The sequence below is a fragment of the Microbacterium sp. genome (assembly GCF_052102115.1).
In the GTDB taxonomy this organism is placed as follows: domain Bacteria; phylum Actinomycetota; class Actinomycetes; order Actinomycetales; family Microbacteriaceae; genus Microbacterium.
The window spans coordinates 1-25,390 of sequence record NZ_JBQDVP010000001.1 but is presented as its reverse complement, the minus strand read 5'-3'; the positions used below and the strand labels follow the sequence as shown (position 1 = coordinate 25,390).

Here is a 25,390-nt window from a genome sequence, read left to right as displayed (position 1 = left end):
CCGGCGCGGGGCTTGAAGATTCGCGACACACTGTCGGATGCTGCGGCTATGGTCGACAGCGTGATCGACGGAACCCGCGGCGTGCTGTATCCGGCGCGGATGCCGCAGTTCCACCGGTTGCCTCCGCCGGATGCCGCGGCGGAGCTCGTCGGATGGTTCTGGATCCCCGAGTGGGACATCGAGCCGGGGCGAACATCGCGGCAGCATATCGTCGCCTTTCCCGCGCTCAACCTGGTGGTCGAGCGGCGCGGAGTCGAGCTCGTCGGCGCGGCCACCGCGGCCACGTATCGCGATCTGACCGGCCGCGGCTGGGCGGTCGGGGCGATGCTGCGCCCGGCAGCCGTCGCGGCACTCACCGATGACCCGGCAGCGCTCCTCGACACCTCGACGAAGTTCGACGCTCCCGAGCTGCACGGTGCGGTGACACGGGCGATGAGGGCAGGCGGCGACCACCGTCATGCGGACGCAGTGCGGGCGCTCACGGCGTGGTTGGTCGGGCGGGTCGGCGAGATCGGCCCGGTCGCTCGTCAGGCGAACGAGATGTCGACGATCCTCATGGGCGATGACAGTGTCACGCGCGCCGAAGATGTCGCCGCACGCCTGTCGATGTCGTTGCGGACCCTGCAGCGTCTCGCGCATCGACACGTCGGACTGGCGCCGTCCGCGATGATCCGACGGCGGCGGCTCCAGGAGGCGGCGCAGCGCATTCGCGAACACCCGGGTGCTGATCTCGCCGCGATCGCCGCCGAACTCGGCTACGCCGACCACGCCCACCTCACGAACGACTTCCGCGTCGTCCTGGGCATCACGCCGCGTTCGTACCGGTCCGCGCGCGAGTGAGGCGCAGTCGCAGCATCCGGTACACGACGCCGATGATCACGACGCCGGTCCCGATCAGCGATGCGATCACGGGCAGCGTGTTCACGAGCACGAGGCAGCCGAGCACCCCGAGCACCTGCAGCGCACGCGGATAGCGGCGGGCAGAGCCGGTCTGCCGGAACGCCGCCGCATTCGCGATCAGGTAGTACAGCAGCACCCCGAACGACGAGAAGCCGATGGCACCGCGCAGGTCGGCGACCAGCACGATCGCGATCACGATCAGCGCGATGATGATCTCGGCGCGATAGGGCACCTGCCACCGCGGGTGCACGGCGCTGAGGAACCGCGGAAGGTCAGATTCGCGAGCCATTGCCAGCGTTGTGCGTCCGATGCCGGTGAGCAGTGCCAGCAGGGCGCCCAGGGATGCCGTGGCCGCAGCGATCCGCACGACGGGCTCGAGCGCCGGCAGGCCCGCGGCCTCGACGACGGCCGCCAGCGGAGCGGGGTGCGTCGCGGCATCCGCGCCGAGCGTCAGCATCACGACGACGGCCACGAGTGCGTAGACGACGAGCGCGCCGGTGAGCGCGAGCACGATCGCGCGCGGGATGCTGCGGGCGGGATCGCGCACCTCCTCGCCCATGGTGGCGACCCGCGCATAACCGGCGAACGCGAAGAACAGCAGCCCGGCGCCCTGCAGCACGCCGTAGGCGGTGAGGTCGGGAAGCGGTGCGGGCTCAGCGGACGATGCCGACGAGAACCCGACGGCCACGACGACGGCGAGTCCCAGGAGCGAGACGATGACGAGGATGCGGGTGAGCAGCGCGGTGCGCGTGACGCCGAAGCAGTTCACGGTCGCGAGCGCGGCGACGGCGATCACGGCGACCACTGGCTCCCACCCGGCGGGGGCGGCGTAGGCGGCGAAGGTCATCGCCATCGCCGCACAGCTGGCGAGCTTTCCGATCACGAAGCACCATCCCGCGACGAAGCCCCACCACGGACCGATCTCGGCGCGGGCATAGGCATAGGTGCCACCGGCGACGGGGTGAACGGCCGCGAGCTGCGCGGAGGAGGTGGCATTGCAGAAGGCGACTACGGCGGCGATGGCCAGCGCGATGAACAGTCCGGAACCCGCGGCGGCGGTCGCCGGACCCCAGACCGAGAACACACCGGCACCGATCATCGACCCGAGGCCGATGGCGACGGCATCCGTCAGAGAGAGTCGACGCGCGAGATTCACCCGATCATCGTGTCACCTGCGGGTGAACGAACGGTACTCAGGCGCGGCGCGCTTCGGTGACCCGCTTCTTCTCGCGGATGTACACCTCGCGGCGCACCTTCGCCACCACGTCGCCGGCGCGGTCGGTGATCTCGGTCTCGAACCACTCGAGCACCTTCGCACCGCCCTGTGCGCGCTCGCGCAGGGCCGCTGCCTGCTCCTTCGCGACGTGGAAGTGCGCGGTGAGCACACCGCGACCGGGCTTGAGGAACTCGATCTCGCCACGGGTGTCCCACACGACGTAATCGCGTCCGAGCTGGTGCATCACGAGCATGAAGAAGTACGGGTCGGTCATCGCCGACATCGACCCGCCGAACGCGGTCTTCACGTAGTTGCGGGTGAAGACGTTGATGTGCAGCTCGACGGTCGCGTGCGTCCAGTCGTCGCTGAAACGACGGATGCGGATGCCGCTGAAGAGGTTCGGAATCCACAGGCTCATGCCGAGGGCCAGACGACGAGGAGTGATCTTCATGTCTCCAGTGTGTCCGGGCGGGTCCACGGGGCGAAACAGGAGTGAGGGTTGCCACAGTTGTTCTAGTTCACCTAGAATAATTAGAAATGAGCCAAGGAGCAGGATGCTGATCAGGATCGACGCGGACAGTACGCGGCCGCTGTTCGAGCAGGTCGCCTCCTCCGTACGTGGTGACCTTGTCGCCGGTCGCCTCACGCCCGGCGATCGGCTGCCGACCGCGCGCGAGGTGGCCGAGGCGCTCGACATCAATCTGCACACCGTGCTGCGTGCCTATCAGCAGTTGCGCGACGAGGGCCTGATCGACCTGCGCCGCGGGCGGGGCGCTGTGGTCTCGGCATCCGCCGCGCCCCTCGCCGACCTTGCCGGCGACGTCGCCGACCTCGTACGCCGCGCCGCGGCGCTCGGCATCTCACCCACCACGCTCGCCGCCATCGTCACGGAGATCGAATCATGAACACTCCAGCACCCCGCTCGGCTGACGTCCGCCGCGCACGCCGCGCTTTCCTTCTCGTCGGGTTCGTCGCGCCGATCGTGATCGCCGCGATTGCGCTGATCCTCATCCTCGTCTGGCTGCCCGAGCTGCCCGAACAGGTCGTCACGCACTGGGGATCGGACGGGCCGGACGGATTCGGGAGCCGCGACACCTATGTCTGGATGCAGGTGGTCGTTGGTTTCGGTATACCGCTGCTGACGCTTCCCGTCCTCGCGATGACGCAGAACTCGTGGGGGCCGACTGCGCGCCTGGTCGGGGCGATATCGCTCGGCACGGCGGCACTGATCGCTGTGGGTATGGCCGGCTCGGTGCTGATCCAGCGCGGCAGCGCAGACGGATCCGGGCTCGGTGCGGTCTTAGCGATCGGCTTCGCCGCGATGCTCGCCTTCGGAGCGGTCGGCTGGTTCGCTCAGCCCCGCGTGACCTCGGTGCCCCGGCACGGCCGCGCCGCGCGAATGACGCTGGCGTCGGGCGAGCGGGCGGCCTGGTTCGGCACCACGGCGATGGGACGTCCCGGCGTCATCCTCCTCACCGTGGCGGTGCTGGCGCTGATCGTCGTCACGGTGGGCGTGGCGCTCGCCGGCAGCGACGCTTGGTGGATCATGGCCGCAGTCACGATCTTGCTCATCGTGCTGATCGCGACGACGCTCGTCTTCCGCGTCCGGGCCAGTGCCGACGGTCTGCGGGTGCGCTCGGTCACGGGCTGGCCGCGCTGGAACATCCCCGCCGCGGACATCACCGGTGCGCGCGCCGTCCAGGTCAACCCGATGGGCGAGTTCGGCGGCTGGGGGCTGCGCTTCGCGGTCGACGGACGGATGGGCGTGGTTCTGCGAACCGGAGAAGCGCTGCAGGTGACACGTCGCTCCGGTCGCACCCTCGTCGTCACGATCGACGACGCCCGAACCGCTGCTGCCGTCCTGACCGCCGCGGGGACATCGGCATCCGCATCGACCTCAGCAACCGCATCCGACGACAGGGAAGACTCATGACCCGTATCCGGCCGATCGCCACCATCTCATTCATCGTCCTGACGCTGGGGCTCGCCTGGCTGGTCGCGCTGCCGCTGTGGGGGAGCGGGGGCCTGGCGAGTCCGCTGTTCGGCGTCCTCGTCCCCGTCATGATGTTCACCCCGACCATCGCTGCGGTCGCCGTCATGCTCATCCTCCGCCCGGTGCCGCGCGGACAGCGCCTGCGATTCCTCGGGATGTGGCCATTGCGCCCGGCCAGACGCGTCGTCTGGATGACCGTCATCGGTCTGTTCGCGCCGTTCGTGCTCGTCGTGGCATCCGTCTTCGTCGCCGCCCTGTGCGGGTGGGTGCAGCTCGATCTCGTGCACTTCTCGGGCTACGCCGAGGTGCTGGCGGCATCCGTTCCGGCGGGCACCCCGTTGCCGCCCGCCGGCATCGCGATCGCAGCCCAGCTGCTCCTGATTCCGGTCGCGGCTGCGACGGTCAACGCGTTCGTGGCGTTCGGAGAGGAGCTCGGCTGGCGCGGGTTCCTCGTGCCGGCGCTGCGCCCCCTGGGCACGTGGCCCGCGCTGCTCATCAGCGGCGCGATCTGGGGAGTGTGGCACGCGCCGATCATCCTGCTCGGCTACAACTTCGGACGCACCGACATCACCGGGGTGCTGCTGATGACCGGCGGATGCATCGCCTGGGGCATCCTGCTCGGCTGGCTGCGGCTGCGCTCGGCGTCGGTGTGGCCGGCGGTGTTCGCACACGGCATGATGAATGCGACCGCCGCCCTCGTGGGCCTGCTCTACGCCGCGGGGACGACGTACGACATGGCGCTCGCCGGTCCGCTCGGGGTCGCCGGTTGGATCGTGTGCGCGGTCGTCGTAGTCGTGCTGGGGGTAACCGGGCAGTTCCGCCGCCAACCCGAGCTCAGCTCGCGACCGGCGGCACAGCATCCTCTTCGACCGTCGTCCGCAGCGGATCCTCTCGGATGAAGCACAGCAGGACGACGGCGGTGAGAGCCAGCGGCACCATCCCGAGGAAGAGCGGAGTGAGGGCGTCGTTGTAGCCGTGCACCACGATGTCGTGCAGGGCCGCCGGCATCTCACGGACCGCGTTCGGGGTGAGGGAGCTGACGTCTCCGATCTGAGCGGCTTCCGATGCGGGTGCACGCTCGCCGATGATCTGCACGAGCCGGACCGCGAAGAGGCTCCCGATGATCGCGCTGCCCAGGGAGGCGCCGATCTGCCGGAAGAAGTTGTTCGCGGCCGTCGCCGTGCCGACGACGCGGTGCGGGAAGGTGTTCTGCACGATCAGCACGAGAATCTGCATGTTCGCGCCGAGGCCGAGGCCCATCATTCCCACGAAGATGCAGAACATCCACAGCGGCGTCTCGGGTGTCAGGGTGCTCAGACTCGCCAGTGCGCACGCGATCAGGGCGGATCCGGCGATCGGCATCCACTTGTAGCGACCGTAGGCGCTGACCAGCCAGCCGGTGCCGAGCGATGACACCAGCATCATCCCCATCATCGGCACCATGAGCAGTCCCGCGGATGTGGCGTCGCGCCCGAGCGTCATCTGCAGATGGGTCGGCAGGTATCCGATGGCGCCGAACATCGTCACGCCGACGAGCAGCCCGGCGGTCGTGGTGAGGATGAAGTTGCGGTGCCGGAACAGTGCGAGCGGGATGATCGGCTCGGCGGCGCGGCTCTCGGCGAACACGAACAGCGCGCCCAGCACGATGGTCGCGATTCCGAGTCCGATGATGACCGGAGAGTTCCACGCGTAGTCGTTGCCGCCCCATGAGGCCAGCAGGATCAGGCTCGCCGTCGCCCCGGCGAGTGTCGCCATCCCGGCGAAGTCGATGCGCGGGCGCGAGTTCGTGCCCCGAGGCAGGCGCACGAGGATGACGGCGGCGAGCAGGGCGATCAGGCCGAGCGGAATGTTCATCCAGAACGTCCAGCGCCAATGGACGGCTTCGGTCAGCCATCCGCCGAGCAGCGGGCCCACCACGGACGAGACGGCGAAGACCGCACCCATGACGCCCATGTACTTGCCGCGCTCGCGCGCCGGTACGACGTCGGCGATGATCGCCTGCGACAGGATGATCAATCCGCCGCCGCCCAGGCCCTGGATGACCCGCGCGACGATGAGCATCTCCATGCCGGAGGCGAGACCGCCGATCACCGAGCCCGACATGAACAGGGTGATCGCCACGATGAGCGGACCCTTCCGACCGAGCAGGTCGCTCATCTTGCCGTAGATCGGCATCATGATCGTCGACGCGAGGATGTAGGCCGTCATCACCCACAGCATGTGGTCGACACCGCCGAGCTCGCCGACCATCGTCGGCATCGCCGCGCTGAGCACGGTCTGACTGAGCGAGGCGAGGAACATCGCCAGGATGAGACCGATGAACAGCAGCAGGATGCCGCGACGGGACTCGTCCGACCGGGAACGGGAGGTGGTTCGTGTCATCGAAGACTCCTCAGCACGTCGCGGAGCGCATCCAGCGACTTGTCGATAAGAGACTCCACTCCGTCGTGGTCGTCGGTTTCCAGGGATGTGCGGACGCTCAGTCGCAGCATGCTGCTGCAGGTCACGACGAGCACGAGGGCGGCGAGGTCGATGTCATCGAGGTGCGCGAACGCGCCGGATGCCCGCATGCGATCTGACACCGCCTGCGCCGTGCGCTGCTCGACACCGTGCAGCCGCACCCACTGCCGTTGGATCAGATTCGGATGCTCGGCGATCACCGCTCGTCGTTCGCTGCGCAGCTCGTCATCTGTGGTCGTGAGCAGAGTCAGCATGACCCGCACGATGTCGTCGATCAGCGTGTCGGCGCCCCCTTCGCGGAGATCGGCGAGCTCGTCGTCGCTGGGCAGCCCTTCGTGGAAGCCGACGATCGCGTCTTCCTTGCGCGGGTAGTAGTTGAAGAAGGTGCGCGACGAGATGTTCGCGCGTGCGCTGATCTCGGCCACGGTCGCACCCTCGATGCCGACCTCGCGTGCCAGCGTCACGGCGGCACGGTGGATCGCGTCGCGCGTCTGCTGCTGTTTGCGCGCTCTCAGGCCATCGGTCACGATAAAATTATTGCACAGACTGCAAATTTGCAAGACGTGCACTTTCTGCCGATGGCGGCTCTTGACACCCGATGTCCGCACAGGTTGGCTGAGGGCATGGCCGAATCCACTCCGCGCAACTGGGCCGCGGCTGATCAGTACCTCGCCGACACCCTCGTCGGAGAAGACCCCGCACTGGCCGCCGCGCTGACGGCTCAGCGCGCAGCGGGCCTCCCCGACATCGAGGTGGCCCCGGTCGGCGGAAAGCTTCTCAACCTCATCGCCCGGATGAGCGGGGCGCGCCGAGTGCTCGAGATCGGAACCCTGGGCGGATACTCCACGATCTGGCTCGCCCGCGCTGTCGGCGAGGACGGCCAGGTCGTCTCAATCGAAGCAGAGCCGGACAACGCCGCCGTCGCGCGGGCGAGCATCGACGCCGCCGGTGTCGGGGATCGGGTTGCGATCCGCATCGGACGCGCAGCCGACGTGCTGCCGACGCTCGACGGTTCGCCGCCGTTCGACCTGGTCTTCATCGACGCCGACAAGGAGTCGAACACCGTCTACCTCGACTGGGCGGCCCGCCTCGGGCGTTCTGGCACCGTGATCGTGCTCGACAACATCGGTCGCGAGGGTGAGATCGTCAACGCCGACACCGACGATCCGCGCGTCGTCGGAACGAGGGAGGGTCTGCAGATGCTCGGTGAGGACCCGCGCTTCGACGCGACCGCGCTGCAGACGATCGGCATCAAGGGATGGGACGGCGTCGCGCTCGCTCTCGTCCTGTGAATGAGGGATGCCGCGCACTAGACTGGCCTCGGATCGACGACGCTCCGCACACCACCCTTCTCTCTGATCAAGGAGCACATACGTGGCACTCATCGAGGCTGTAGGCGCACGCGAGATTCTGGATTCACGCGGCAACCCGACCGTCGAGGTGGAGGTGCTCCTCGACGATGGGATCGTCCAGCGCGCCGCCGTCCCCTCCGGCGCATCCACCGGCGCATTCGAGGCGTACGAACTCCGCGACGGCGACAAGAGCCGCTACGGCGGCAAGGGCGTGCTGAAGGCTGTCGAGGCGATCATCGACGAGCTCGGCCCCGCCATCGAGGGCGTCGAGGCGAGCGAGCAGCGCATCGTCGACGAGATCCTCAACGAGACCGACGGCACCGAGAACAAGAAGCGCACCGGCGCGAACGCCATTCTCGGTGTCAGCCTCGCCGTGGCCAAGGCGGCCGCCGACAGCGCCGACCTGCCGTTGTTCCGCTACCTCGGCGGCGCGAACGCACACGTCCTGCCGGTTCCGCTGTTCAACGTCATCAACGGCGGCTCGCACGCCGACAACGGCATCGACATGCAGGAGTTCTTCCTCGCACCGATCGGCGCCGAGACCTACAGCGAGGCTCTGCGCTGGGGCGTGGAGACCTACCACGTGCTCAAGGGCGAGCTGAAGGCCGCCGGCTACGCGACGGGCCTCGGTGACGAGGGCGGCTTCGCCCCCGACCTGCCCAGCAACCGCGAGGGCCTCGACTTCCTCGTCAAGGCCATCGAGAAGGCCGGCTTCACGCCGGGCACCGACATCGCACTCGGCCTGGATGCTGCCGCCACCGAGTTCTTCAACGATGGCGTCTACCGCCTCGACAACAAGGACTGGGACTCCGCAGGCCTCACCGAGTACTACGTGGGGCTGGTCAACGACTTCCCGATCATCACGATCGAGGACGGGCTCGCCGAGGACGACTGGGATGGCTGGAAGGCGCTCACCGATGCGCTCGGCTCGAAGGTGCAGCTCGTCGGCGACGACCTGTTCGTCACCAACCCGGCGCGCCTGGCCGATGGCATCAAGCGCGGCGTCGGGAACTCGCTCCTGGTGAAGGTCAACCAGATCGGCACGCTCACCGAGACGTTCGACGCGGTCAGCCTCGCCCAGCGTTCCGGCTACACCGCGATGATCTCGCACCGCTCCGGTGAGACCGAAGACACCACGATCGCCGATCTGGTGGTTGCGACCAATTCCGGTCAGATCAAGGCTGGTGCGCCTGCTCGCAGCGAGCGTGTCGCGAAGTACAATCAGCTTCTGCGCATCGAAGAAGACCTTGCGGACGCCGCCGTGTTCGCCGGTCGTTCGGCGTTCCCCCGCTTCCAGGGCTGACCGCGCGCAGTTCAGGCACGACAGAAGGGGGAACCATGACCAACCGTCCGGTTCCCCCTTCTCGTTCCCGTGTGCAGTCCGCCCAGGTCGACGTGCGGGAGTGGGCCTCCGGCATCCGCCTGTCCGGGTTCATGGTCATCATGCTGTCGCTGGTCATCCTCGGAGCATGGGTTCTCGTCCCGACGCTCGGGACGTACATCGATCAGCGGCAGAAGATCGCGGCGCTCCAGGAATCCGTTCAGGTGAGCCAGGATCAGATCGAGACGCTCGAGCAGGAGCGCGAGCGCTGGGAGGATCCGGCGTACATCACGACGCAGGCGCGGGAGCGGCTCTACTACGTCAAGCCCGGTGAGGTCGTCTACCTCGTCGACAACGACCTCGATCCGGCCGCCCTGCCGCAGGAACAGGCTCTCGTCAGCGAGGAGCTCGAGGAGAGACCGGCCGATTGGATGCCGCAGCTGCTGCGCACGGTCGCGGGAGCCGGCCTCGCCCAGAACGCCACTCCGGGCCGGTAGCTCCAGGAGATTCCCCAGGAGGTCACCGTAGGCTGGGAGGGTGACGACGCCGCCCTTCGCCCAGCCGACGCCCGCCGAGATCGACGTGGTGTCCGTTCAGCTCGGCCGTCAGGCGCGCGGCGTCGTCGGGATCGCCGCTCGCTGCGTGTGCGGAAACCCGACCGTGGTCGCGACGAGTCCGCGCCTGGACGACGGGTCGCCGTTCCCGACGTTCTACTATCTGACCCACCCGGCTGCCACGGCGGCGATGTCCACTCTCGAAGCCGGTCAGGTGATGCCCGAACTGGCAGCGCAGCTCGATGACGAGGATGTCGCCGCGGCGTACCGCAGCGCGCATGAGGCCTACCTCGCCGATCGCGCACAGTTCGGCGAGGTGCCCGAAGTCGATGGCATCTCCGCCGGCGGCATGCCCATCCGGGTGAAGTGCCTGCACGCTCTCGCCGGTCATGCACTCGCGGCAGGTCCGGGCGTGAACCCGATCGGAGATGCCGCGCTCGAGCGCTCCAGCTGGTCGCCCGAGCGCTGCCAGTGCGCGGACCCCGGGGCCGCGACGAGATGACGGTCAAGGCGATGCTTCGCGGCACCGTCGCCGCCGCAGTCGTCGTGGCATCCGTTCTGCTCACCGGTGCCACGGCCACTCCGAGCCCGACACCGACGCCGCCGATCCCGGACGATCCGGCAGATCCGGTGCGTGCGCTGGAGTACTGGCTCGACGGCGCCGGTGTTCGGGAGGCATGGCAGACGACGCGCGGAGAGGGCGCCACGATCGCGGTCATCGACACCGGTATCGCGGAGGTTCCGACGGGTTTGGGCGACGCCGTCGTCGGCGGCACCGATGTCTCGGGCAGCGGATCTCCGAACGGTCGCACGCCGCTGGGCGTCGTCGACCGCGATCACGGCAGTCTGGTCGCCTCGATCGCCGCCGGCCGGGGCAAGGCCGACGGCACAGGCATGATCGGCGTCGCCCCCGAGGCGAACCTCCTGTCGATCTCGGTGGGGTTTCCCGGCTCTTCCGCCACCGTACCGTTCGTCGACCAGGTCGCCGAGGGCGTGCGCTGGGCGGTCGACAACGGTGCCGACATCATCAATATGTCGTTCACGACGAACACGCTCGACTGGGACGAGAGCTGGGACGACGCGTTCCTGTACGCGTACGAGCACGATGTCGTGGTGATCGTCGCCGCGGGCAACCGCGGGAGCGGTACGTCGGTGATCGGCGCGCCGGCGACCATTCCCGGGGTCCTCACCGTCGGCGGCGTCGATCAGACCGGAACCGCGAGCGTCGAGGCATCCACCCAGGGCATCACGATCGGCATCTCGGCTCCGAGCGAGGGGCTGCTCGGCATCTCGGCCGACGGTGAGGTGACCTCGTGGCGGGGGACGAGCGGGGCGGCGCCGATCGTCGCGGGTGCCGCGGCTCTCATCAGATCCGCGCACCCGGAGATGGATGCCGTCAACGTCATCAACCGCATCATCCAGACGGCGATGCCGGTCGACGGCGTGACGAACCTGCCCGACCCGCTGTACGGGTACGGGCTGCTCGATGCCGCAGCGGCGGTCTCAGCATCCGTCCCGCTGGTCGACGAGAACCCGATGGGAGACCTTGCGGAGTGGGTCCGGCTGTACCGTCGGGCCGACGCCGATCCCGACCCCGAGCCCGAGGCGACACCGGTCGAGGTCGCGCCGCTGCCGGCCGCCGACACGCCCAGCAAGCCCGGATCCCCGCTCGTTCCGAGCGCCGACTCGCTGCGATATGGCACCCTGCCGCTCATTGTGCTCACAGTCCCTGGTATTCTTATCGGGCTAGGCGTCACCGCAGCGGCCCGGCGCATCCGATCGGCGCGCAAGCCAAGCACGCCAGCAGCCTGACTAGGAGATGTTCCTTCTGTGCCTGAGAACAGCACTGTGCCCAAAATTCTGATCGTCGGTGGCGGCTACGCGGGTTTCTACACGGCGTGGAAGCTCGAGAAGCACCTTCGCAAGGGCGAGGCCGAGGTCACGATGGTCGACCCGCTTCCGTACATGACCTATCAGCCGTTCCTGCCTGAGGTCGCCGCCGGTTCGATCGAGGCACGTCACGCGGTCGTCTCGCACCGTCGTCACCTGAAGCGCACCCACGTCGTCACGGCGAAGGTCACCGGGATCGACCACGCGCAGAAGGTCGCCACGATCACCCCGCCTGTCGGTGACCCCTACGAGCTCGCGTACGACCAGATCGTCGTGACCGCCGGTTCGGTCTCTCGCACGTTCCCGATTCCGGGCATCGCCGACAACGCCATCGGCCTGAAGACCATCGAAGAGGCCGTCGCCGTCCGCGACCGGGTGATGTCGAACTTCGACAAGGCGGCATCGCTGCCCGCCGGTCCCGAGCGCGATCGCCTCCTCACCGTCGTCGTCGTCGGCGGCGGCTTCGCCGGCATCGAGGCGTTCGCCGAGCTCCGCTCGCTCTCGTCGTCGCTGGTCGGCAAGTACCCGCAGTTGCGCTTCGAAGACACGCACTTCCACCTCATCGAGGCGATGGGCCGCATCATGCCCGAGGTTTCGCAGAAGACCAGCGAATGGGTACTCAAGGACCTCGCCAAGCGCGGCGCCAATGTGCACCTGGACACCCAGGTGCAGGGCGCCGAGGGCGGCAACGTCGCACTGTCCACCGGTGAGGTCATCCCCACCGACGTCATCATCTGGACTGCTGGCGTGATGGCCAACCCGACCGTTGTGCGCGGTGGCGACCTGCCCGCAGAAGAGCGCGGCCGCATCCAGACCCGCGCCGACCTGCGCGTCGGCACCGCCGACGAGTTCGTCGAGGGTGCCTGGGCTGCTGGTGACGTCTCCGCTGTCCCCGACCTCACGGGCGGCGGCGTCGGCGGCTTCTGCGTGCCGAACGCACAGCACGCCGTCCGCCAGGCCAAGCGCCTCGCCAAGAATCTCACCGCCGTGCTGCGCGGCGAAGAGACCAAGGACTACTTCCACAAGAATCTCGGTGCCGTGGCGGGCCTCGGTCTGTACAACGGCGTCTTCCAGTCGGGCAACCTGGCGCTGAAGGGTTTCGTCGCCTGGGTCGCGCACCGCGGCTACCACGGACTCGCGATGCCCACGTGGGAGCGCAAGTGGCGTGTGCTGTGGGGCTGGTGGAACAACCTGTGGCTCGGCCGCGACCTGGTGAATCTCGAGACGGTGCAGAACCCGCGCTATATTTTCGAGGAGTTCGCCGCGCGCCCGCGTCCGGCAGCCGATGCTACCCCTGCGGCGAAGCCGGCCGATAAGCCGGCCGATGCGAAGAAGACTCCGGTGAAGAAGGCCCCCGCGAAGCCGGCGGCCGAGAAGACCGCGGCGTCTCAGTAGGTCGTGCACTCAGGTTAGATGTTTTTGGTCGGTTCTGAACATCGACAACCGACCAAAAGCATCCAGCATCGCGTGCACGCCTCGCGTGAAGAGGTGCCCCCACTGGGACTCGAACCCAGACTGAAGCGATTTTAAGTCGCCTGCCTCTGCCATTGGGCTATGGGGGCCCGACACCCCAGCCTAGCCGTGCGGTCGCGGGCGCCGAGGTCGTAGGGTGGGGGAGTGCTCGACCTCACCGCGCCACCGACCTCTCCGGCAGAACGCACCTGGCAGGATCCGGCGCGATGGTGGCCGCGGCTGACCGAAGCCACCTCCCACCTGCCTGCCCCCGTCGGCGTCATCGACCTCGACGCGCTGCGGCACAACGCGATGGATCTGCTCGTGCGCGCGGGAGGCATCCCGATCCGGGTCGCCTCGAAATCGGTGCGCGTGCGCGCCGTGCTCGACGCCGTGCTTCAGATCCCCGGCTACCACGGCATCCTCTCCTACGCACTCGCCGAGGCGCTCTGGCTGGCCGAGAGCCACGACGACATCGTGCTCGGCTATCCGACGGTCGATCGCGCGAACCTCGAACGCCTCGTGCACGATGACGGTGCGGCATCCCGCATCACCCTCATGGTGGACGATGTCGCTCACCTCGACGTCATCGACAGCGTCGCCGCACCGAGCACGCGCGCCGAGATCCGCGTCGCGATCGATGCCGATGCGTCGTGGCGCTCTGCCGCACTCGGACACATCGGGGTGCGCCGCTCACCGCTGTTCACAGCAGCCGACGTCGCCCGTTTCGCACGCACGATCATGGACCGGCCCGGGTTCCGCCTGGTCGGCCTGCAGATGTACGAGGCGCAGATCGCGGGCCAGGGCGACAAGGGGCCGGATGCACCGGTTATTCGCATGGTTCAGGCGCGCTCGCGCGCCGAACTGCGCACCCGGCGCGCCGAGATCGCCGCTGCGCTGATCGACCTCGCACCGCTCGAGTTCCTCAACGGCGGCGGCACCGGATCGCTGGAGTTCACCGGAAGCGACGAATCCGTCACCGAGGCGTCGGCCGGCAGCGGCCTGCTCGGTGGGCACCTGTTCGACGGATACCGATCGTTCCGCCCGGCACCGGCCAGCGCGTTCGCCTTCGATGTCGTGCGCCGCCCGGCCGCCGATATCGCCACCGTGCTCGGAGGTGGATGGATCGCCTCCGGCCCCGCCGTCGCCTCCCGCCAGCCGCGGCCGGTCTGGCCGGAAGGGCTGCGCACCATGTCGCGCGAAGCGGCCGGAGAGGTGCAAACCCCGTTGCAGGGGCGCCAGGCGGCAGACCTCGCGATCGGCGACCGCGTCTGGTTCCGGCACGCGAAGAGCGGCGAACCCGCGGAGCACATCGAGCGGTATCACCTCGTCTCCGGTGCCGCAGTGATCGACGAATTGCCGACCTACCGCGGCGAAGGGAAAGCGTTCCTGTGACCAGGCCCGGCGGAACCTGGCAGAACTGGGCGCGCTCGACCAAGGTCAAGCCCGCCAGGGTGGAGCGACCGCGCAGCCCCGAGGGCGTGCAGCGCGCCGTGCAGGCGGCGGTCGCCCATAACCTGCCCATCAAGGCGGTCGGCGCCGGCCACAGCTTCACCGGCATCGCGGTGGCACCGGGAGTGCTGCTCGAACTCGATGATCTGCAGGGACTCGTGTCGGTCGATGTCGACCGTGCACGGGTGACGCTGCTCGCCGGAACGAGACTGCACCGCATCCCGCGACTGCTGGCGCCGTACGGGCTCGCGATGGAGAACCTCGGCGACATCGACCGGCAATCCATCTCGGGCGCCATCTCTACCGGAACGCACGGCACCGGTGCCGGGTTCGGAGGACTCTCGACCCAGGTCGTCGGTGCCACCCTGGTCACCGGCGACGGCGAGTTCCTCCGCATCAGCACCGAGGAGAATGCCGAGCTGCTCCCCGCCGTCGCTCTCGGACTCGGCGCGCTCGGCATCCTCGTCGAGGTCACCCTGCAGTGCGTTCCCGCGTTCATCCTGCAGGCGATCGACGAGCCCGTCGCACTCGACGATGTGATCACGACGCTCGGGGCGCGGGTCGCGGAGTCCGACCATTTCGAGTTCTACTGGTTCCCGCACACCACCGTCGCACTCACGAAGCGTCAGACGAGGCTTCCCGAGTCCGCCCCGCGGCATCCACTGCCGACGTTCGGCCGCTGGGTCGACGAGACGCTGCTCTCCAACGGCGTGTACCGCGCGGTGTGCGCCGCGGGGCAGATCGTCCCCGCGGTGACGCCGCCGTTCAGCAGGCTGGCTGTGAAGCTGACCGGTAATCGCGAGTACACCGACCGATCGCACACCGTGCTCACCCAGAGCCGCACGGTGCGGTTCCGCGAGATGGAGTATGCGCTGCCCGCGGAGAACGTCGTCCCGGCGTTCCGCGAGATCCAAGACCTCATCCGCCGGCGCGGGTGGAAGATCGAGTTCCCGATCGAAGTGCGCTTCGCGGCATCCGACGACGTCTGGCTCTCCACCGCGCAGGGCCGGGCCACGGGGTACCTCGCCGTGCACCGGTACTGGCGCGCCGACCCGACCGCGTATTTCGAGGCGGTCGAGCGGATCTGCCTCGAGTACGGCGGACGTCCGCACTGGGGCAAGCTGCACACGCTGGATGCCGAGAAGCTGCGCGAGCGCTACCGGCGGTTCGACGACTTCACCGCCGTCCGCGACCGGCTCGACCCCGAGCGCCGCTTCACCAATCGCCACCTGGAACGCGTGCTCGGAAAATGATCGGCACCGTGCAAATGATCGGCACCGTGAAAATGATCGGCACCGTGCAGATGTTGAGGTTCGATCCCCAGTGCACATGCAGGGTGCGCGGATAAGATGAAGAAAATTTGGTCCAAGGGGGTTGCCTGACATGGAATGGCTCATTCCGGTTCTGATCGTCGTCGCGGTACTGGTGCTGGTCGGCATCTATCTGTGGGCGACGTACAACTCTCTCGTGCAGCTGAATATCCGCGTCGACGAGGCGTGGAGCGGCATCACGGTGCAGCTGAAGCGGCGAGCCGATCTCATTCCGAATCTCATCGAGACGGTCAAGGGATACGCCTCACATGAGAAGGCCGTCTTCGAGAACGTCACCCGGGCACGGGCTGAGACTCTCGCGGCCACGAGCCCCGGTGAAGCAGGCATCGCCGAGGGCCACCTGCAGCAGGCGCTGAAGAGCCTGTTCGCCGTCGCCGAAGCCTATCCGCAGCTGCAGGCCAGTCAGAACTTCTTGCAGGTGCAGCACTCGTTGGTCGACACCGAAGACAAGGTCCAGGCGGCCCGGCGCTTCTACAACGGCGGCGTGCGCGAGCTGAACACGAAGATCAAGGTCTTCCCGAACAACCTGTTCGCCCGCGGACTCGGGTTCACCGAGCGAGAGTTCTTCGAGGTCGCCGACAGCGCCGCGATCTCAGAGCCCCCGCGCGTTCAATTTTGACATGTGACGGCTCAATGCGCCGAAGGCGCGTTGAGCCGTCGTCGTGTCAAGGTTGAGCGAGCGCAGCGAGTCGAAACCCCTGAGGATCACCACGGCTCCAGCACGACGCTGTCGTCCGTGACGTCGGCATCCCCGCGCAGCATCCAATTCTCGGTGCGGTAGGTCATGGTCTTCTCGGCGCCGTCGACCGCGGTGCCGGCGACCGTCGCGACGAGGATACCGTCATCCGCCCGGAACGTCGGCGGTGCGAACGTGAGCACAGGAGCCTGCTCGATGCGGTACTGGATGCTGTCGACGGCGGCGAAGTCCGCCGCCCAGGGGATCCGGATACCGCAGGAGGGCGGCGGCTCCGCCGCGGGCTGCGTGCACTGTTCGAGAAGCTCATCGAGCTGCTGCTGCGCCAGCTCATCGGCGTCCGCGACTTCTGGGGCTTCGGACTCAGGTGCAGGGGTGCTCTGGCCGCCGTCGGCGGGGGCGGCATCGCGAGGCCACAGCAGGAGGACGGCACCCCCGACGACCGCGACGGCGGCGACCGCCGCGACCACGATCCACACGGTGCTCCGCTTCAATTGGTCGTTCCTCTCACCCCGTCTGCTCCCGGTCGTGCACGTGTCGCAGCACCCCGCCGGGGTTGAGGTGCAGCGCTCCGGCTACGGCATCCGAGGCATCGCCCCAGCCGGATATCGAAATGTTCTCCAGACCCTGCCATGATGCCGCAAGCGCCAGCTCGGCCGCGATCGCATCGATGTCGTCGGGGCGCGACTGCGGCTCCCACCACGCCGACTGCACCTGCAGGGTCGACGAGGCGCGATTGGCTTTGAGATCGACCCGCGCGACGACCCGGTCGCCCGCGAGCACCGGCAACGAGTAATAGCCGAAGCGCCGCTTCGCCGCCGGCACATAGATCTCGATCCGGTAATCCAGGTCGAACACACGCAGCGCACGGTCGCGGAACCACACCACCGGATCGAACGGGGTGAGGATCGCGGCGGCATCCACACGGCGGGGGAGCACGGCATCCCGGTGCATCCACGCAGCCAGCGGCTGGCCGGCGCGCTCCCACCCGCGCACCTGCACCGGCCGCAGCTCTCCGGCATCGACGAGATCGTTGATCGATCGCCGCACCGCCTCGCGATCGCGCAGGCGGTAGTAGTCGGCAAGATCGGCCTCGGTGGCGACGCCGTACGACTGCGCGGCGCGCCGGACGAGCTCGCGGATCGCATCGGCACGGGGAACTTCGCGGGCGCGCACCTCGACCGGGATCACCTGCTCTTCGAGTGCGTAGTGCCGTTCGAACCCCCGGCGGCCGCTGACGGCCACGTCGCCGACGCGCCAGAGATGCTCGAGTGCGAGTTTCACGTCGTCCCAGTCCCACCAGGTGCCGCGCTGCCGCGGAGCATCGGCGCGCAGCTGCGCCGGCCGCAGTGGGCCGCGGTCACGCAGCTCGTCCTTCACCCACGCCAACGTGCGGGCGTTCTGGCTCGCCCAGGAGTCTGAGCCCTCCCACCGCCGACGGAAGTCGTCCATCCGGAACCGCCACAGCGCCCAGTCCTCGATCGGCATGAACGTCGCCTCGTGCGCGAGGTACTCGACGTAGTGGGTGGTGCGCGAGAGGAACACGCGGTCGAGCAGCGCCGGGTCGTAGGCGCCGAGTCGCGAGAACAGCGGCAGATAGTGGCTGCGTGCGAAAACGTTCACCGAGTCGATCTGCAGAACCCCGAGCTTCTCCATCACCCGGTGCAGGTGTCGGGCCGAGACCGTGGCGGCAGGGCGTCGGCGACTGAAGCCCTGGGCAGCCAGGGCTACCCGTCGGGCCTGGGTGGCGCTGAGAGTCTCTGACACCCGGTCAGCGTATCGTCCGCCTCAGACACACAACTAGACTTGGCGCATGACGGACGAGCAGAGCCCCCGCAAGCGCGGCCTTCTGTGGGGTCGTATGCCGACGGATCGTACGGTCTCCACTGAGGCCGACAACACCGTCCCGCTCGCGCTGCGGATCAGCGCGGCGTACGCGTGGCGTCTGCTGCTCATCGCCGCCGCGGCCGGCGTCATCATCTGGATCGTCATCCAGCTCAAACTCCTCGTCATTCCGCTCCTGGTCGGCATTCTGGTCACGGCTCTGCTGTGGCCCGCGTTCGAATGGATGCTGCGGCACAGGTTCCCGCGCTGGGTGGCGATCGTGATCGCCCTGCTCGGCACGGCCGCTATCGTCTCCGGGCTGCTGTGGCTGGTCGGATGGCAGATCGGCCGAGAGTGGCCGAAGGTGCAGGAGCGGACGACCGCGGCGATCGGCGAGCTCCGCGACTACCTCATCGATGGTCCGCTCCATCTCACGGAGACCCAGATCGAGGGGTATCTCAGTCAGGCCTGGAACCTCATCCAACAGCAGGCCGAACTGCTGTGGTCCGGCGCTCTCGCCATCGGCAGCACCGCCGGTCACGTCGTGGTCGGTACGCTGCTGACGGTCTTCATCCTCATCTGCCTGCTCGCCGACGGCGCCGGCATCTGGCGGTGGACGACCAAGCTCTTCCCGCGGTCTGCGCGCCCCGCCGTCGACGCCTCGGCCCGCAGCGGCTGGCGCACCGTCGTCAACTACGCCAAGACGCAGCTGCTGGTCGCGACGATCGACTCGATCGGCATCGGCCTCGGCGCATTCTTCCTCGGTGTGCCGCTGGCGATCCCCGTCGCCGTCCTCGTCTTCCTCGGTGCGTTCATCCCGATCGTCGGTGCCGTGGCCACCGGCGCGGTCGCGGTCTTCCTCGCCCTCGTCTACAACGACCCCTGGAACGCATTCTGGATGCTGGTCGTCGTGATCGGCGTGCAGCAGTTCGAGGGCCATGTCCTGCAGCCGATCCTGATGGGGACCGCGGTGAAGGTGCATCCGCTCGCCGTCGTCCTCGTGGTCGCCGGCGGATCGATGATCGCTGGCATCCCCGGCGCCCTGTTCGCCGTCCCGCTGGCCGCGTTCGTCAACGTCGTCGCCGTGACGCTCAGCACCGGTTCGTGGAGCACTGGACGACAACCCGCAGGTGATCTCATCTGGAGTACAGTGCCGCGCGAGCGGCGACGGAGGAATACATGAGCGCAGTCCCCACCCTGGCAGAGTTCGAAGAAGCCGCGCGGGGGCTGGAGAGCGTGATCTCCCACACGCCGACGCTGCCGTCCCGCGCGCTTTCGGACATTCTCGGCGCACCGGTTCTGCTGAAGATGGAGAACCTGCAGCGCACCGGGTCGTTCAAGATCCGCGGTGCCGGACACCGCCTCGCCCAGTTGACCGCCGAGGAGCGTTCGCACGGTGTGGTCGCGGCATCGGCGGGCAACCACGCGCAGGGCGTCGCGCTGGCAGCTCAGGCGCTCGGGATCCCGGCGACGATCTTCATGCCGCTGGGCGTGCCGGTTCCCAAGCTGCTCGCCACCCGCGGCTACGGTGCCGAGGTCGTGCTCGAGGGGGAGACGGTCACCACGTCGCTGCGACTGGCCGCCGAGTTCGCCGAGCGCACCGGCGCGATCATGATCCACCCGTTCGACCACCGCGACATCGTGATCGGGCAGGGCACGCTCGGCCTCGAGCTGATCGAGGATGCTCCGGACGTCGACACGATCCTCGTCGGCATCGGCGGGGGTGGCGTCATCGCCGGTGTCGCCGCCGCCGCGAAGGCAGCCGCAGTCGCCGCCGGACGGAGTGTTCGCGTGATCGGCGTGCAGGCTGAGAACGCCGCGGCGGTTCCGCCGTCGCTCACCGCGGGGCATCCGGTCGCGATCGAGACGCGCCCGACCATCGCCGACGGCATCCTCGTGGCGCAGCCGGGCGCCGTGCCGTTCGAGATCATCCAGGACCTCGTCGACGATGTCGTCACCGTCACGGACGACGACATCGCCCGAGCGATCCTCATCCTGCTCGAGCAGGCGAAGGTCGTCGTGGAGCCGGCGGGCGCCGTCGGCGTCGCCGCGATCCTCGCCGGCAAGGTCAGCAATACTGGCAAGACGCTGTCCGTGCTCACCGGGGGAAACATCGACCCCCTGCTGCTGCAGCGCGTCGTCTCGCACGGTCTCGCGGCATCCGGTCGCTATCTGACGATCCGCATCCCGCTGCCCGACCGGCCGGGCCAACTCGCCCGCGTCTCCGAGCTCGTCGCCGAGGCCGGAGCGAATGTCATGGAGGTCATGCACACCCGGCACGGCCAGGGCATGCAGATCAGCGAGGTCAGCCTGCAGCTGAGCATCGAGACCCGCGGGGCCGAGCACACCGAGCTGACGCTCGACACCCTCCGCCGCGCGGGGTACGAACCCGCCGTCGTCCCCGACTAGGGGCGTCGTCCCCGACGACGGGCGTCGTCAGCCGACGAACGTCTCCACGCCGGTGACCTCGACGGTGATCGATTTGCCGTTGGGGGCCTCGTAGGACGTCTTCTCGCCGATCTTCAGACCGAGGATGGCCTGGCCCAGCGGGCTCGCCTCGCTGTACACGTCGAGGTCGGTGTCGCCGGCGATCTCGCGGCTGCCGAGGAGGAAGACTTCTTCGCCGCCGGCCACCAGGGCCGTGACGACGGTGCCGGGCTCGACGACGCCGCGGCTCGCGGGTGCCTCGCCGACCTTCGCGGTCTTCAGCAGCTGCTCGAGGGTGCGGATTCGCGCTTCCTGCTTGCCCTGCTCGTCCTTCGCGGCGTGATAGCCGCCGTTCTCTTTGAGATCGCCTTCCTCGCGGGCAGCTTCGATGCGTTTGGCGATCTCATCGCGGCCGACGGTCGAGAGATGCTCGAGCTCGGCGACGAGCCGATCGTAGGCTTCCTGCGTGAGGAACGGGACCTGAGCGTCTGTGGACACAGCGTGCTCCTTTTTCGAATGCCCTTCAGGGCGGGGATTCCGAACGCCCGTCGGGGCGCTGGTGGTATGCCAAGACGCCCCGGCGAATTGGCCAGGGCGTCGTCTCAGAGAATTCTATGCGACCCAGCAGGTGTTCACCAAACCTGTGGTGGCCTCTCCGACGGTGGGAATGGTGGCGCTGAGCTCCTGCTGGTGGCCTTCGGATGCGGGGATCTCGACGATCTTCCAGCCCACGATCCCGAACTCCTCATCGAGGGCCTCGAGCGCGCATGCGACGTCTTTGTCCTGCCCACCGGTTACCTGGAAACGCAGGGTCACGCTGTGCTCATCGACCACTTCGAAACCGAGATCGTCGGCGTCGACGGAGTTCATCGCCTGCGCGACGATCATCCAGCCGAACGCTCCGACGAGGCCGATGACGACGATGATGCCGATGATCCAGGGGAGCCGCCGGCGGCGGGTACGACCGTACCGCTCGTCGAGCTCGAGTGCGGTCGTCACGGCGGTCGCCTTTCGGTCGTTAGGCTTGTTGTTCCAGGTTACGTGACCTGCGATCGAGAGGCGGACAGATGCTGGTGCTCTTCGGAATGGCGCTCGCGGGCACCGAGACCCCGATGCCGACGCCGACGATGACCGTCGACCCGAACTCGGTCACGCCTGGGCCCGCGGGTTTCGCGGTGATCGTGATCGTCGTGATCGCCGTCGTGCTGCTGATCTGGGATATGAACCGTCGCGTGCGCCGCGTCCGTTACCGTGCCGAGGTGCGTGAGGAGCTCGATGCCGAACAGGCTGCGAGCGCCGCGGAGGGTGACGGCCCCGCCGAGGGAGAGGCGGCATCCGACGGCGAGGCATCCGCTGCACCGGACGAGAAGAACCCGCCGGCCTGACCCGCCGGACCCTCAGACGCCGACGCGCTCGAACGGGTCGAGGCTGATGCCCTGCTCGAGGATGAGCTTCGACCACTCGCGCGCGCTGTGCAGGCTGTGGTCGCGGTAGTTGCCGCAGCTGACGGCATCCACGGCTGGTACCTCGTCCCAGGTGATCTCCTCGGCGATGGCTGCGAGGCTGGACCGCACGGCATCCACAATCCGGGCGACCTCGGGCTCACCCCAGGCGATCAGGTGGAAGCCGGTACGGCATCCGAACGGTGAGATGTCGATGAGTCCGTCCATGCGGTCGCGCATCAGGCTTGCGAGCAGGTGCTCGATCGTGTGCAGGCCCGCCGTGGGGATCTCGCCCTCGTTGGGTTGCACGAAGCGCACGTCGAAATTGGAGATCGCGTCGCCCTTCGGCCCGTGTTCGACGCCGATCAGGCGCACGTACGGGGCGTGGACGGCGGTGTGATCGAGCGTGAAGCTCTCGACTTCGGCCATTTCTTCTCCTTGGATCGGGGACGCTCAGCCGGGCAGACCGAGCGAGGGGGAGGACGGGGCGATCGAGATGAGCAGGCACGCCGTCCAGTGGCACAGGAACGCCAGCACGGTGCACAGGTGGAAGATCTCATGGAAGCCGAAGTGGCCCGGCCACGGGTTCGGCTTCTTCAGCGCATAGGCGACTGCACCCATCGTGTAGAGCACGCCACCCACGCACACCAGCACCATCATCGCGACGTTCGCCTGCGCGAGGTCGACCATGTACATCACGGCTGCCCAGCCCAGAGCGAGATAGAGCGCGACGTACAGCCAGCGCGGCGCATTGATCCAGAACACCCGGAACAGGATGCCGAGGACCGCACCGCCCCACACCACGCACAGCAGCAGGATGCCCTTGTCGGGGATGAGCGCATTGACCGCAAGAGGCGTGTACGTGCCAGCGATCAGCAGCAGGATGTTCGCGTGATCGATCCGCTTGAGGATCAGCTTGGTCTTCGGTTTCCAGTCGATGCGGTGATACAGCGCAGAGTTGCCGAACAGCAGCAGCGAGCTCACCATGAACACGGCCGCCGCCCACTTCGCCGGTGCACCCTCGGCGAGGACGATCAGCACGATGCCGGCCACAATCGCGACGGGGAAAGTGCCGGCATGGAGCCAGCCGCGCCAGGTCGGTTTGATCTCGGCCGTGGCATCCTCGCTCGCCGCTTCCAGCAGCGGGAGTTCGGGGACGGGGATGTCGTCAGTCTCGGGAGTGCTCACGTGCTCACTCTAAATCGCCTGGCATGCCGCCGTCCGCACATATCCGCAATACACAGCGGCATCACACGGGTGCCGACCGGTCGCGCGATAGCGTAGGCACGTGAATCCACGCACGAGCGAAGGCCGGGGTCCGCTGTACCGCCTCTACAGCAGCCGTCTGCGGCGACAGCTCGATCCGGCATCCGTCCCGCACCACGTCGCGATGATGATCGACGGGAATCGGCGCTGGGCGCGCCAGCTCGGCTTCGACTCCGCGGCGGACGGGCACCGAGCAGGCGCGGCGAAGATGCGCGAGTTCCTCGGCTGGTGCGACGAGATCGGCGTTCGCGTCGTCTCGCTGTACCTGCTCTCCAGCGACAACCTGCTCAAGCGCGACTCGAAGGAGATCGAGGATCTCATCGAGATCATCGCCGAGCTCGCCGAGTCGCTGTCGCAGCAGGCCGGTTGGCGCGTGAAGCACGTCGGACGCTCCGACATCCTTCCGGATGAGCTCGCCCGCGTGCTGCATGACGCGGAAGAGCGCACCAAGAACAACAAGGGGCTGCACGTGAATCTCGCCGTCGGCTACGGCGGGCGCAACGAGATCGTGGATGCTGTGCGCTCGATCATCGCGGAGCACGAAGCATCCGGCGGAACCCTGGAGGCCCTCGCCGCGCACCTCACCCCGGAGATGATCGGCGAGCATCTCTACACCGGCGGCCAGCCCGACCCCGACCTCGTCATCCGCACCAGCGGCGAGCAGCGGTTGAGCGATTTCCTGCTCTGGCAGAGCGCGCACAGCGAGTTCTACTTCGTCGAGGCGCTCGGCCCGGACCTGCGGCAGGTGGACTTCCTGCGTGCCATCCGCGACTACGTCGACCGGGATCGCCGCTTCGGGCGCTGACGGTCGCCCGACCCCGTCGCACCATCGCCGGCATGGGAGACTCATAGCGTGAGTGCTTTCGACGACTACCTCGCCACGTTCGTCGGCGACCCCGGATATCTCGACTGGGCTGCGTTCGGCCCGATCTCGCCGACGGTGCGCGCCGAGGTGTTCGCCGACGCCGACCTGCTCGGCAGCGGCCGGGCATCGTCCCGCGCACTCGTCGACGAGCGGCTCGACGAGGCGAGGGCTCTCGCCGCCGAACTGCTCGGCGTCGCCGCAGACACGGTGACCCTGCAGCCCACGTCGTCGCACGGTCTCATGCACGCGCTGTTCGGGCTCTCCGGAACGGTGATCGCGTCGACGGCGGATTTTCCGAGCATCACATTGACGCTCGAGCGCGCCTCCCAGGTCTCGCGGGGCGAGCTGACGCCGCGCTGGATCACGCCCGAGGACCGGTTCGTGACCGTGGATGCCGTCGCCGAGGCGCTGGACGATGATGTGACGGCGCTGGTGGTCAGTCATGTCGACTTCCGCACCGGATACCGTGCCGACCTCGCCGGGCTGCGCGAAGTGCTGGGGCCGGATCGGCTGCTGATCGTCGACGCCGTGCAATCGTTCGGGGTCGTCGTCGACGACTACGCGGCAGCGGACGTCGTGGTCGGACACGGGTACAAATGGCTGCGAGCCGCCCGCGGGACCGGTTTCGCATCGTTCTCCGCCAACGCACGCGAGCGGATCGTGCCGGTGCTGTCCGGGCTCGCCGGGGTCGAGGGCGGGCTCCCTGTTGATGAACTGCCGCCGCCCGCGGCATCCGCTCGTGCCTTCATCGTGAACGGTGCCGACCAGCTCGCCGTCGCGCGGCTGGCGATCGGCCTGCGCGACGTGCGCGATGCGGGCGTCGCCAACATCGAGGACGCCATCAACACTCGGGTCGACGCGATTCTCGAGATCGCCGACCGGCACGGCATCCCGGTGCTCTCTCCGCGCGAGCGCGAGCGGCGCGCCGGGATCGTCGCCCTCGCCCCGGAG

The 25,390-nt window shown here is 68.2% G+C and carries 28 protein-coding genes and 1 tRNA gene; 18 read left to right on the top strand and 11 right to left on the bottom strand.

What is annotated here, in order from left to right; genetic code table 11:
• The first annotated feature begins 12 nt into the window (after positions 1 to 12).
• Positions 13 to 840: a helix-turn-helix domain-containing protein gene (locus ACTICP_RS00145; RefSeq protein WP_441888298.1), complete on the top strand. Its 828-nt coding sequence runs from the start codon at positions 13 to 15 to the stop codon at positions 838 to 840.
• Here the strand turns inward: ACTICP_RS00145 and ACTICP_RS00140 are convergent.
• Positions 806 to 2,056 carry an APC family permease gene (locus tag ACTICP_RS00140; protein ID WP_441888296.1) on the bottom strand — a complete coding sequence of 417 codons (1,251 nt, stop codon included), beginning with the start codon at positions 2,054 to 2,056 and terminating at the stop codon, positions 806 to 808. The genes ACTICP_RS00145 and ACTICP_RS00140 overlap by 35 nt on opposite strands.
• Before the next feature lie 37 nt (positions 2,057 to 2,093).
• The gene (locus ACTICP_RS00135) at positions 2,094 to 2,567 is read right to left on the bottom strand and encodes a DUF4442 domain-containing protein (protein ID WP_441888294.1); all 474 of its coding nucleotides are present in this window, start codon (positions 2,565 to 2,567) and stop codon (positions 2,094 to 2,096) included.
• Positions 2,568 to 2,670: 103 nt separating this feature from the next.
• Here ACTICP_RS00135 and ACTICP_RS00130 point away from each other — a divergent pair, with 103 nt between their 5' ends.
• The 3 genes from ACTICP_RS00130 to ACTICP_RS00120 are packed head-to-tail and all read left to right on the top strand — an operon-like array spanning position 2,671 to position 5,008.
• Complete coding sequence (locus ACTICP_RS00130) at positions 2,671 to 3,021, top strand: GntR family transcriptional regulator (protein WP_441888292.1); 351 nt, start codon at positions 2,671 to 2,673, stop codon at positions 3,019 to 3,021.
• Positions 3,018 to 4,049 (top strand): DUF1648 domain-containing protein, encoded by a 1,032-nt coding sequence (locus ACTICP_RS00125; RefSeq protein WP_441888290.1) that lies wholly within the window; start codon positions 3,018 to 3,020, stop codon positions 4,047 to 4,049. Before ACTICP_RS00130 ends, ACTICP_RS00125 begins: the two co-directional genes overlap by 4 nt.
• On the top strand, positions 4,046 to 5,008 hold the full coding sequence (locus ACTICP_RS00120; RefSeq protein ID WP_441888288.1) for a CPBP family intramembrane glutamic endopeptidase: 963 nt from the start codon (positions 4,046 to 4,048) through the stop codon (positions 5,006 to 5,008). Before ACTICP_RS00125 ends, ACTICP_RS00120 begins: the two co-directional genes overlap by 4 nt.
• Here ACTICP_RS00120 and ACTICP_RS00115 read toward each other — a convergent pair.
• On the bottom strand, positions 4,944 to 6,491 hold the full coding sequence (locus ACTICP_RS00115) for an MDR family MFS transporter (RefSeq protein WP_441888286.1): 1,548 nt from the start codon (positions 6,489 to 6,491) through the stop codon (positions 4,944 to 4,946). The two genes, ACTICP_RS00120 and ACTICP_RS00115, sit on opposite strands and share 65 nt — an antisense overlap.
• Entirely contained in the window at positions 6,488 to 7,096 is a 609-nt protein-coding gene (locus ACTICP_RS00110; RefSeq protein WP_441888284.1) for a TetR/AcrR family transcriptional regulator, read from the bottom strand. The genes ACTICP_RS00115 and ACTICP_RS00110 overlap by 4 nt, the downstream gene beginning before the upstream one ends.
• A gap of 96 nt (positions 7,097 to 7,192) precedes the next feature.
• On the opposite strand from ACTICP_RS00110, the gene ACTICP_RS00105 reads away from it, so the two are divergent.
• The 6 genes from ACTICP_RS00105 to ACTICP_RS00080 all read left to right on the top strand — a co-directional run bounded on the left by ACTICP_RS00105 (position 7,193) and on the right by ACTICP_RS00080 (position 13,081).
• The gene (locus ACTICP_RS00105) at positions 7,193 to 7,861 is read left to right on the top strand and encodes an O-methyltransferase (protein WP_441888282.1); all 669 of its coding nucleotides are present in this window, start codon (positions 7,193 to 7,195) and stop codon (positions 7,859 to 7,861) included.
• An 82-nt stretch (positions 7,862 to 7,943) separates the two neighbouring features.
• Positions 7,944 to 9,224, top strand: coding sequence for a phosphopyruvate hydratase (eno, locus tag ACTICP_RS00100; protein WP_441888280.1), 1,281 nt, complete (start codon positions 7,944 to 7,946; stop codon positions 9,222 to 9,224).
• Between the two features lie 35 nt (positions 9,225 to 9,259).
• Positions 9,260 to 9,739, top strand: a complete 480-nt coding sequence (locus ACTICP_RS00095) for an FtsB family cell division protein (protein WP_441888278.1) — start codon at positions 9,260 to 9,262, stop codon at positions 9,737 to 9,739.
• 40 nt (positions 9,740 to 9,779) lie between these two features.
• On the top strand, positions 9,780 to 10,298 hold the full coding sequence (locus tag ACTICP_RS00090; RefSeq protein WP_441888276.1) for a DUF501 domain-containing protein: 519 nt from the start codon (positions 9,780 to 9,782) through the stop codon (positions 10,296 to 10,298).
• Between the two features lie 11 nt (positions 10,299 to 10,309).
• The gene (locus ACTICP_RS00085; RefSeq protein ID WP_441888274.1) at positions 10,310 to 11,608 is read left to right on the top strand and encodes a S8 family serine peptidase; all 1,299 of its coding nucleotides are present in this window, start codon (positions 10,310 to 10,312) and stop codon (positions 11,606 to 11,608) included.
• 36 nt (positions 11,609 to 11,644) lie between these two features.
• Positions 11,645 to 13,081, top strand: coding sequence for an FAD-dependent oxidoreductase (locus tag ACTICP_RS00080; RefSeq protein ID WP_441888530.1), 1,437 nt, complete (start codon positions 11,645 to 11,647; stop codon positions 13,079 to 13,081).
• A 94-nt stretch (positions 13,082 to 13,175) separates the two neighbouring features.
• Here the strand turns inward: ACTICP_RS00080 and ACTICP_RS00075 are convergent.
• Positions 13,176 to 13,248, bottom strand: a tRNA-Leu gene (locus tag ACTICP_RS00075).
• A 55-nt stretch (positions 13,249 to 13,303) separates the two neighbouring features.
• Between ACTICP_RS00075 and ACTICP_RS00070 the strand changes: the two genes are divergently transcribed.
• From ACTICP_RS00070 to ACTICP_RS00060, 3 genes are all read left to right on the top strand, one after another.
• Positions 13,304 to 14,533, top strand: a complete 1,230-nt coding sequence (locus ACTICP_RS00070; protein WP_441888272.1) for an alanine racemase — start codon at positions 13,304 to 13,306, stop codon at positions 14,531 to 14,533.
• Entirely contained in the window at positions 14,530 to 15,843 is a 1,314-nt protein-coding gene (locus ACTICP_RS00065; RefSeq protein ID WP_441888270.1) for a D-arabinono-1,4-lactone oxidase, read from the top strand. Before ACTICP_RS00070 ends, ACTICP_RS00065 begins: the two co-directional genes overlap by 4 nt.
• A gap of 130 nt (positions 15,844 to 15,973) precedes the next feature.
• A complete protein-coding gene (locus tag ACTICP_RS00060; protein WP_441888268.1) occupies positions 15,974 to 16,540 on the top strand; it encodes a LemA family protein in 567 nt (188 codons plus the stop codon).
• An 86-nt stretch (positions 16,541 to 16,626) separates the two neighbouring features.
• On the opposite strand, the gene ACTICP_RS00055 is transcribed toward ACTICP_RS00060, so the two are convergent.
• Positions 16,627 to 17,109: a hypothetical protein gene (locus tag ACTICP_RS00055; RefSeq protein ID WP_441888266.1), complete on the bottom strand. Its 483-nt coding sequence runs from the start codon at positions 17,107 to 17,109 to the stop codon at positions 16,627 to 16,629.
• 13 nt (positions 17,110 to 17,122) lie between these two features.
• A complete protein-coding gene (locus ACTICP_RS00050) occupies positions 17,123 to 18,382 on the bottom strand; it encodes a winged helix-turn-helix domain-containing protein (RefSeq protein ID WP_441888264.1) in 1,260 nt (419 codons plus the stop codon).
• A gap of 46 nt (positions 18,383 to 18,428) precedes the next feature.
• Here ACTICP_RS00050 and ACTICP_RS00045 point away from each other — a divergent pair, with 46 nt between their 5' ends.
• Positions 18,429 to 19,622 (top strand): AI-2E family transporter, encoded by a 1,194-nt coding sequence (locus ACTICP_RS00045; protein ID WP_441888262.1) that lies wholly within the window; start codon positions 18,429 to 18,431, stop codon positions 19,620 to 19,622.
• Positions 19,619 to 20,848: a threonine ammonia-lyase gene (gene ilvA, locus ACTICP_RS00040; protein WP_441888260.1), complete on the top strand. Its 1,230-nt coding sequence runs from the start codon at positions 19,619 to 19,621 to the stop codon at positions 20,846 to 20,848. Before ACTICP_RS00045 ends, ilvA begins: the two co-directional genes overlap by 4 nt.
• A 27-nt stretch (positions 20,849 to 20,875) precedes the next feature.
• Here the strand turns inward: ilvA and greA are convergent, their stop codons facing one another.
• Positions 20,876 to 21,364: a transcription elongation factor GreA gene (greA, locus tag ACTICP_RS00035; RefSeq protein ID WP_441888258.1), complete on the bottom strand. Its 489-nt coding sequence runs from the start codon at positions 21,362 to 21,364 to the stop codon at positions 20,876 to 20,878.
• Positions 21,365 to 21,478: 114 nt separating this feature from the next.
• On the bottom strand, positions 21,479 to 21,865 hold the full coding sequence (locus ACTICP_RS00030; protein WP_441888256.1) for a DUF4307 domain-containing protein: 387 nt from the start codon (positions 21,863 to 21,865) through the stop codon (positions 21,479 to 21,481).
• Between the two features lie 68 nt (positions 21,866 to 21,933).
• On the opposite strand from ACTICP_RS00030, the gene ACTICP_RS00025 reads away from it, so the two are divergent.
• Positions 21,934 to 22,251, top strand: a complete 318-nt coding sequence (locus ACTICP_RS00025; RefSeq protein ID WP_441888254.1) for a hypothetical protein — start codon at positions 21,934 to 21,936, stop codon at positions 22,249 to 22,251.
• Positions 22,252 to 22,263: 12 nt separating this feature from the next.
• On the opposite strand, the gene ACTICP_RS00020 is transcribed toward ACTICP_RS00025, so the two are convergent.
• On the bottom strand, positions 22,264 to 22,737 hold the full coding sequence (locus ACTICP_RS00020; RefSeq protein WP_441888252.1) for an S-ribosylhomocysteine lyase: 474 nt from the start codon (positions 22,735 to 22,737) through the stop codon (positions 22,264 to 22,266).
• Between the two features lie 24 nt (positions 22,738 to 22,761).
• Positions 22,762 to 23,496, bottom strand: a complete 735-nt coding sequence (gene trhA, locus ACTICP_RS00015) for a PAQR family membrane homeostasis protein TrhA (protein WP_441888250.1) — start codon at positions 23,494 to 23,496, stop codon at positions 22,762 to 22,764.
• Positions 23,497 to 23,596: 100 nt separating this feature from the next.
• Here trhA and ACTICP_RS00010 point away from each other — a divergent pair, with 100 nt between their 5' ends.
• Complete coding sequence (locus ACTICP_RS00010) at positions 23,597 to 24,379, top strand: isoprenyl transferase (RefSeq protein ID WP_441888248.1); 783 nt, start codon at positions 23,597 to 23,599, stop codon at positions 24,377 to 24,379.
• Between the two features lie 48 nt (positions 24,380 to 24,427).
• Positions 24,428 to 25,390: aminotransferase class V-fold PLP-dependent enzyme (locus ACTICP_RS00005; RefSeq protein ID WP_441888246.1), on the top strand; the 963-nt coding region annotated here is incomplete at its 3' end.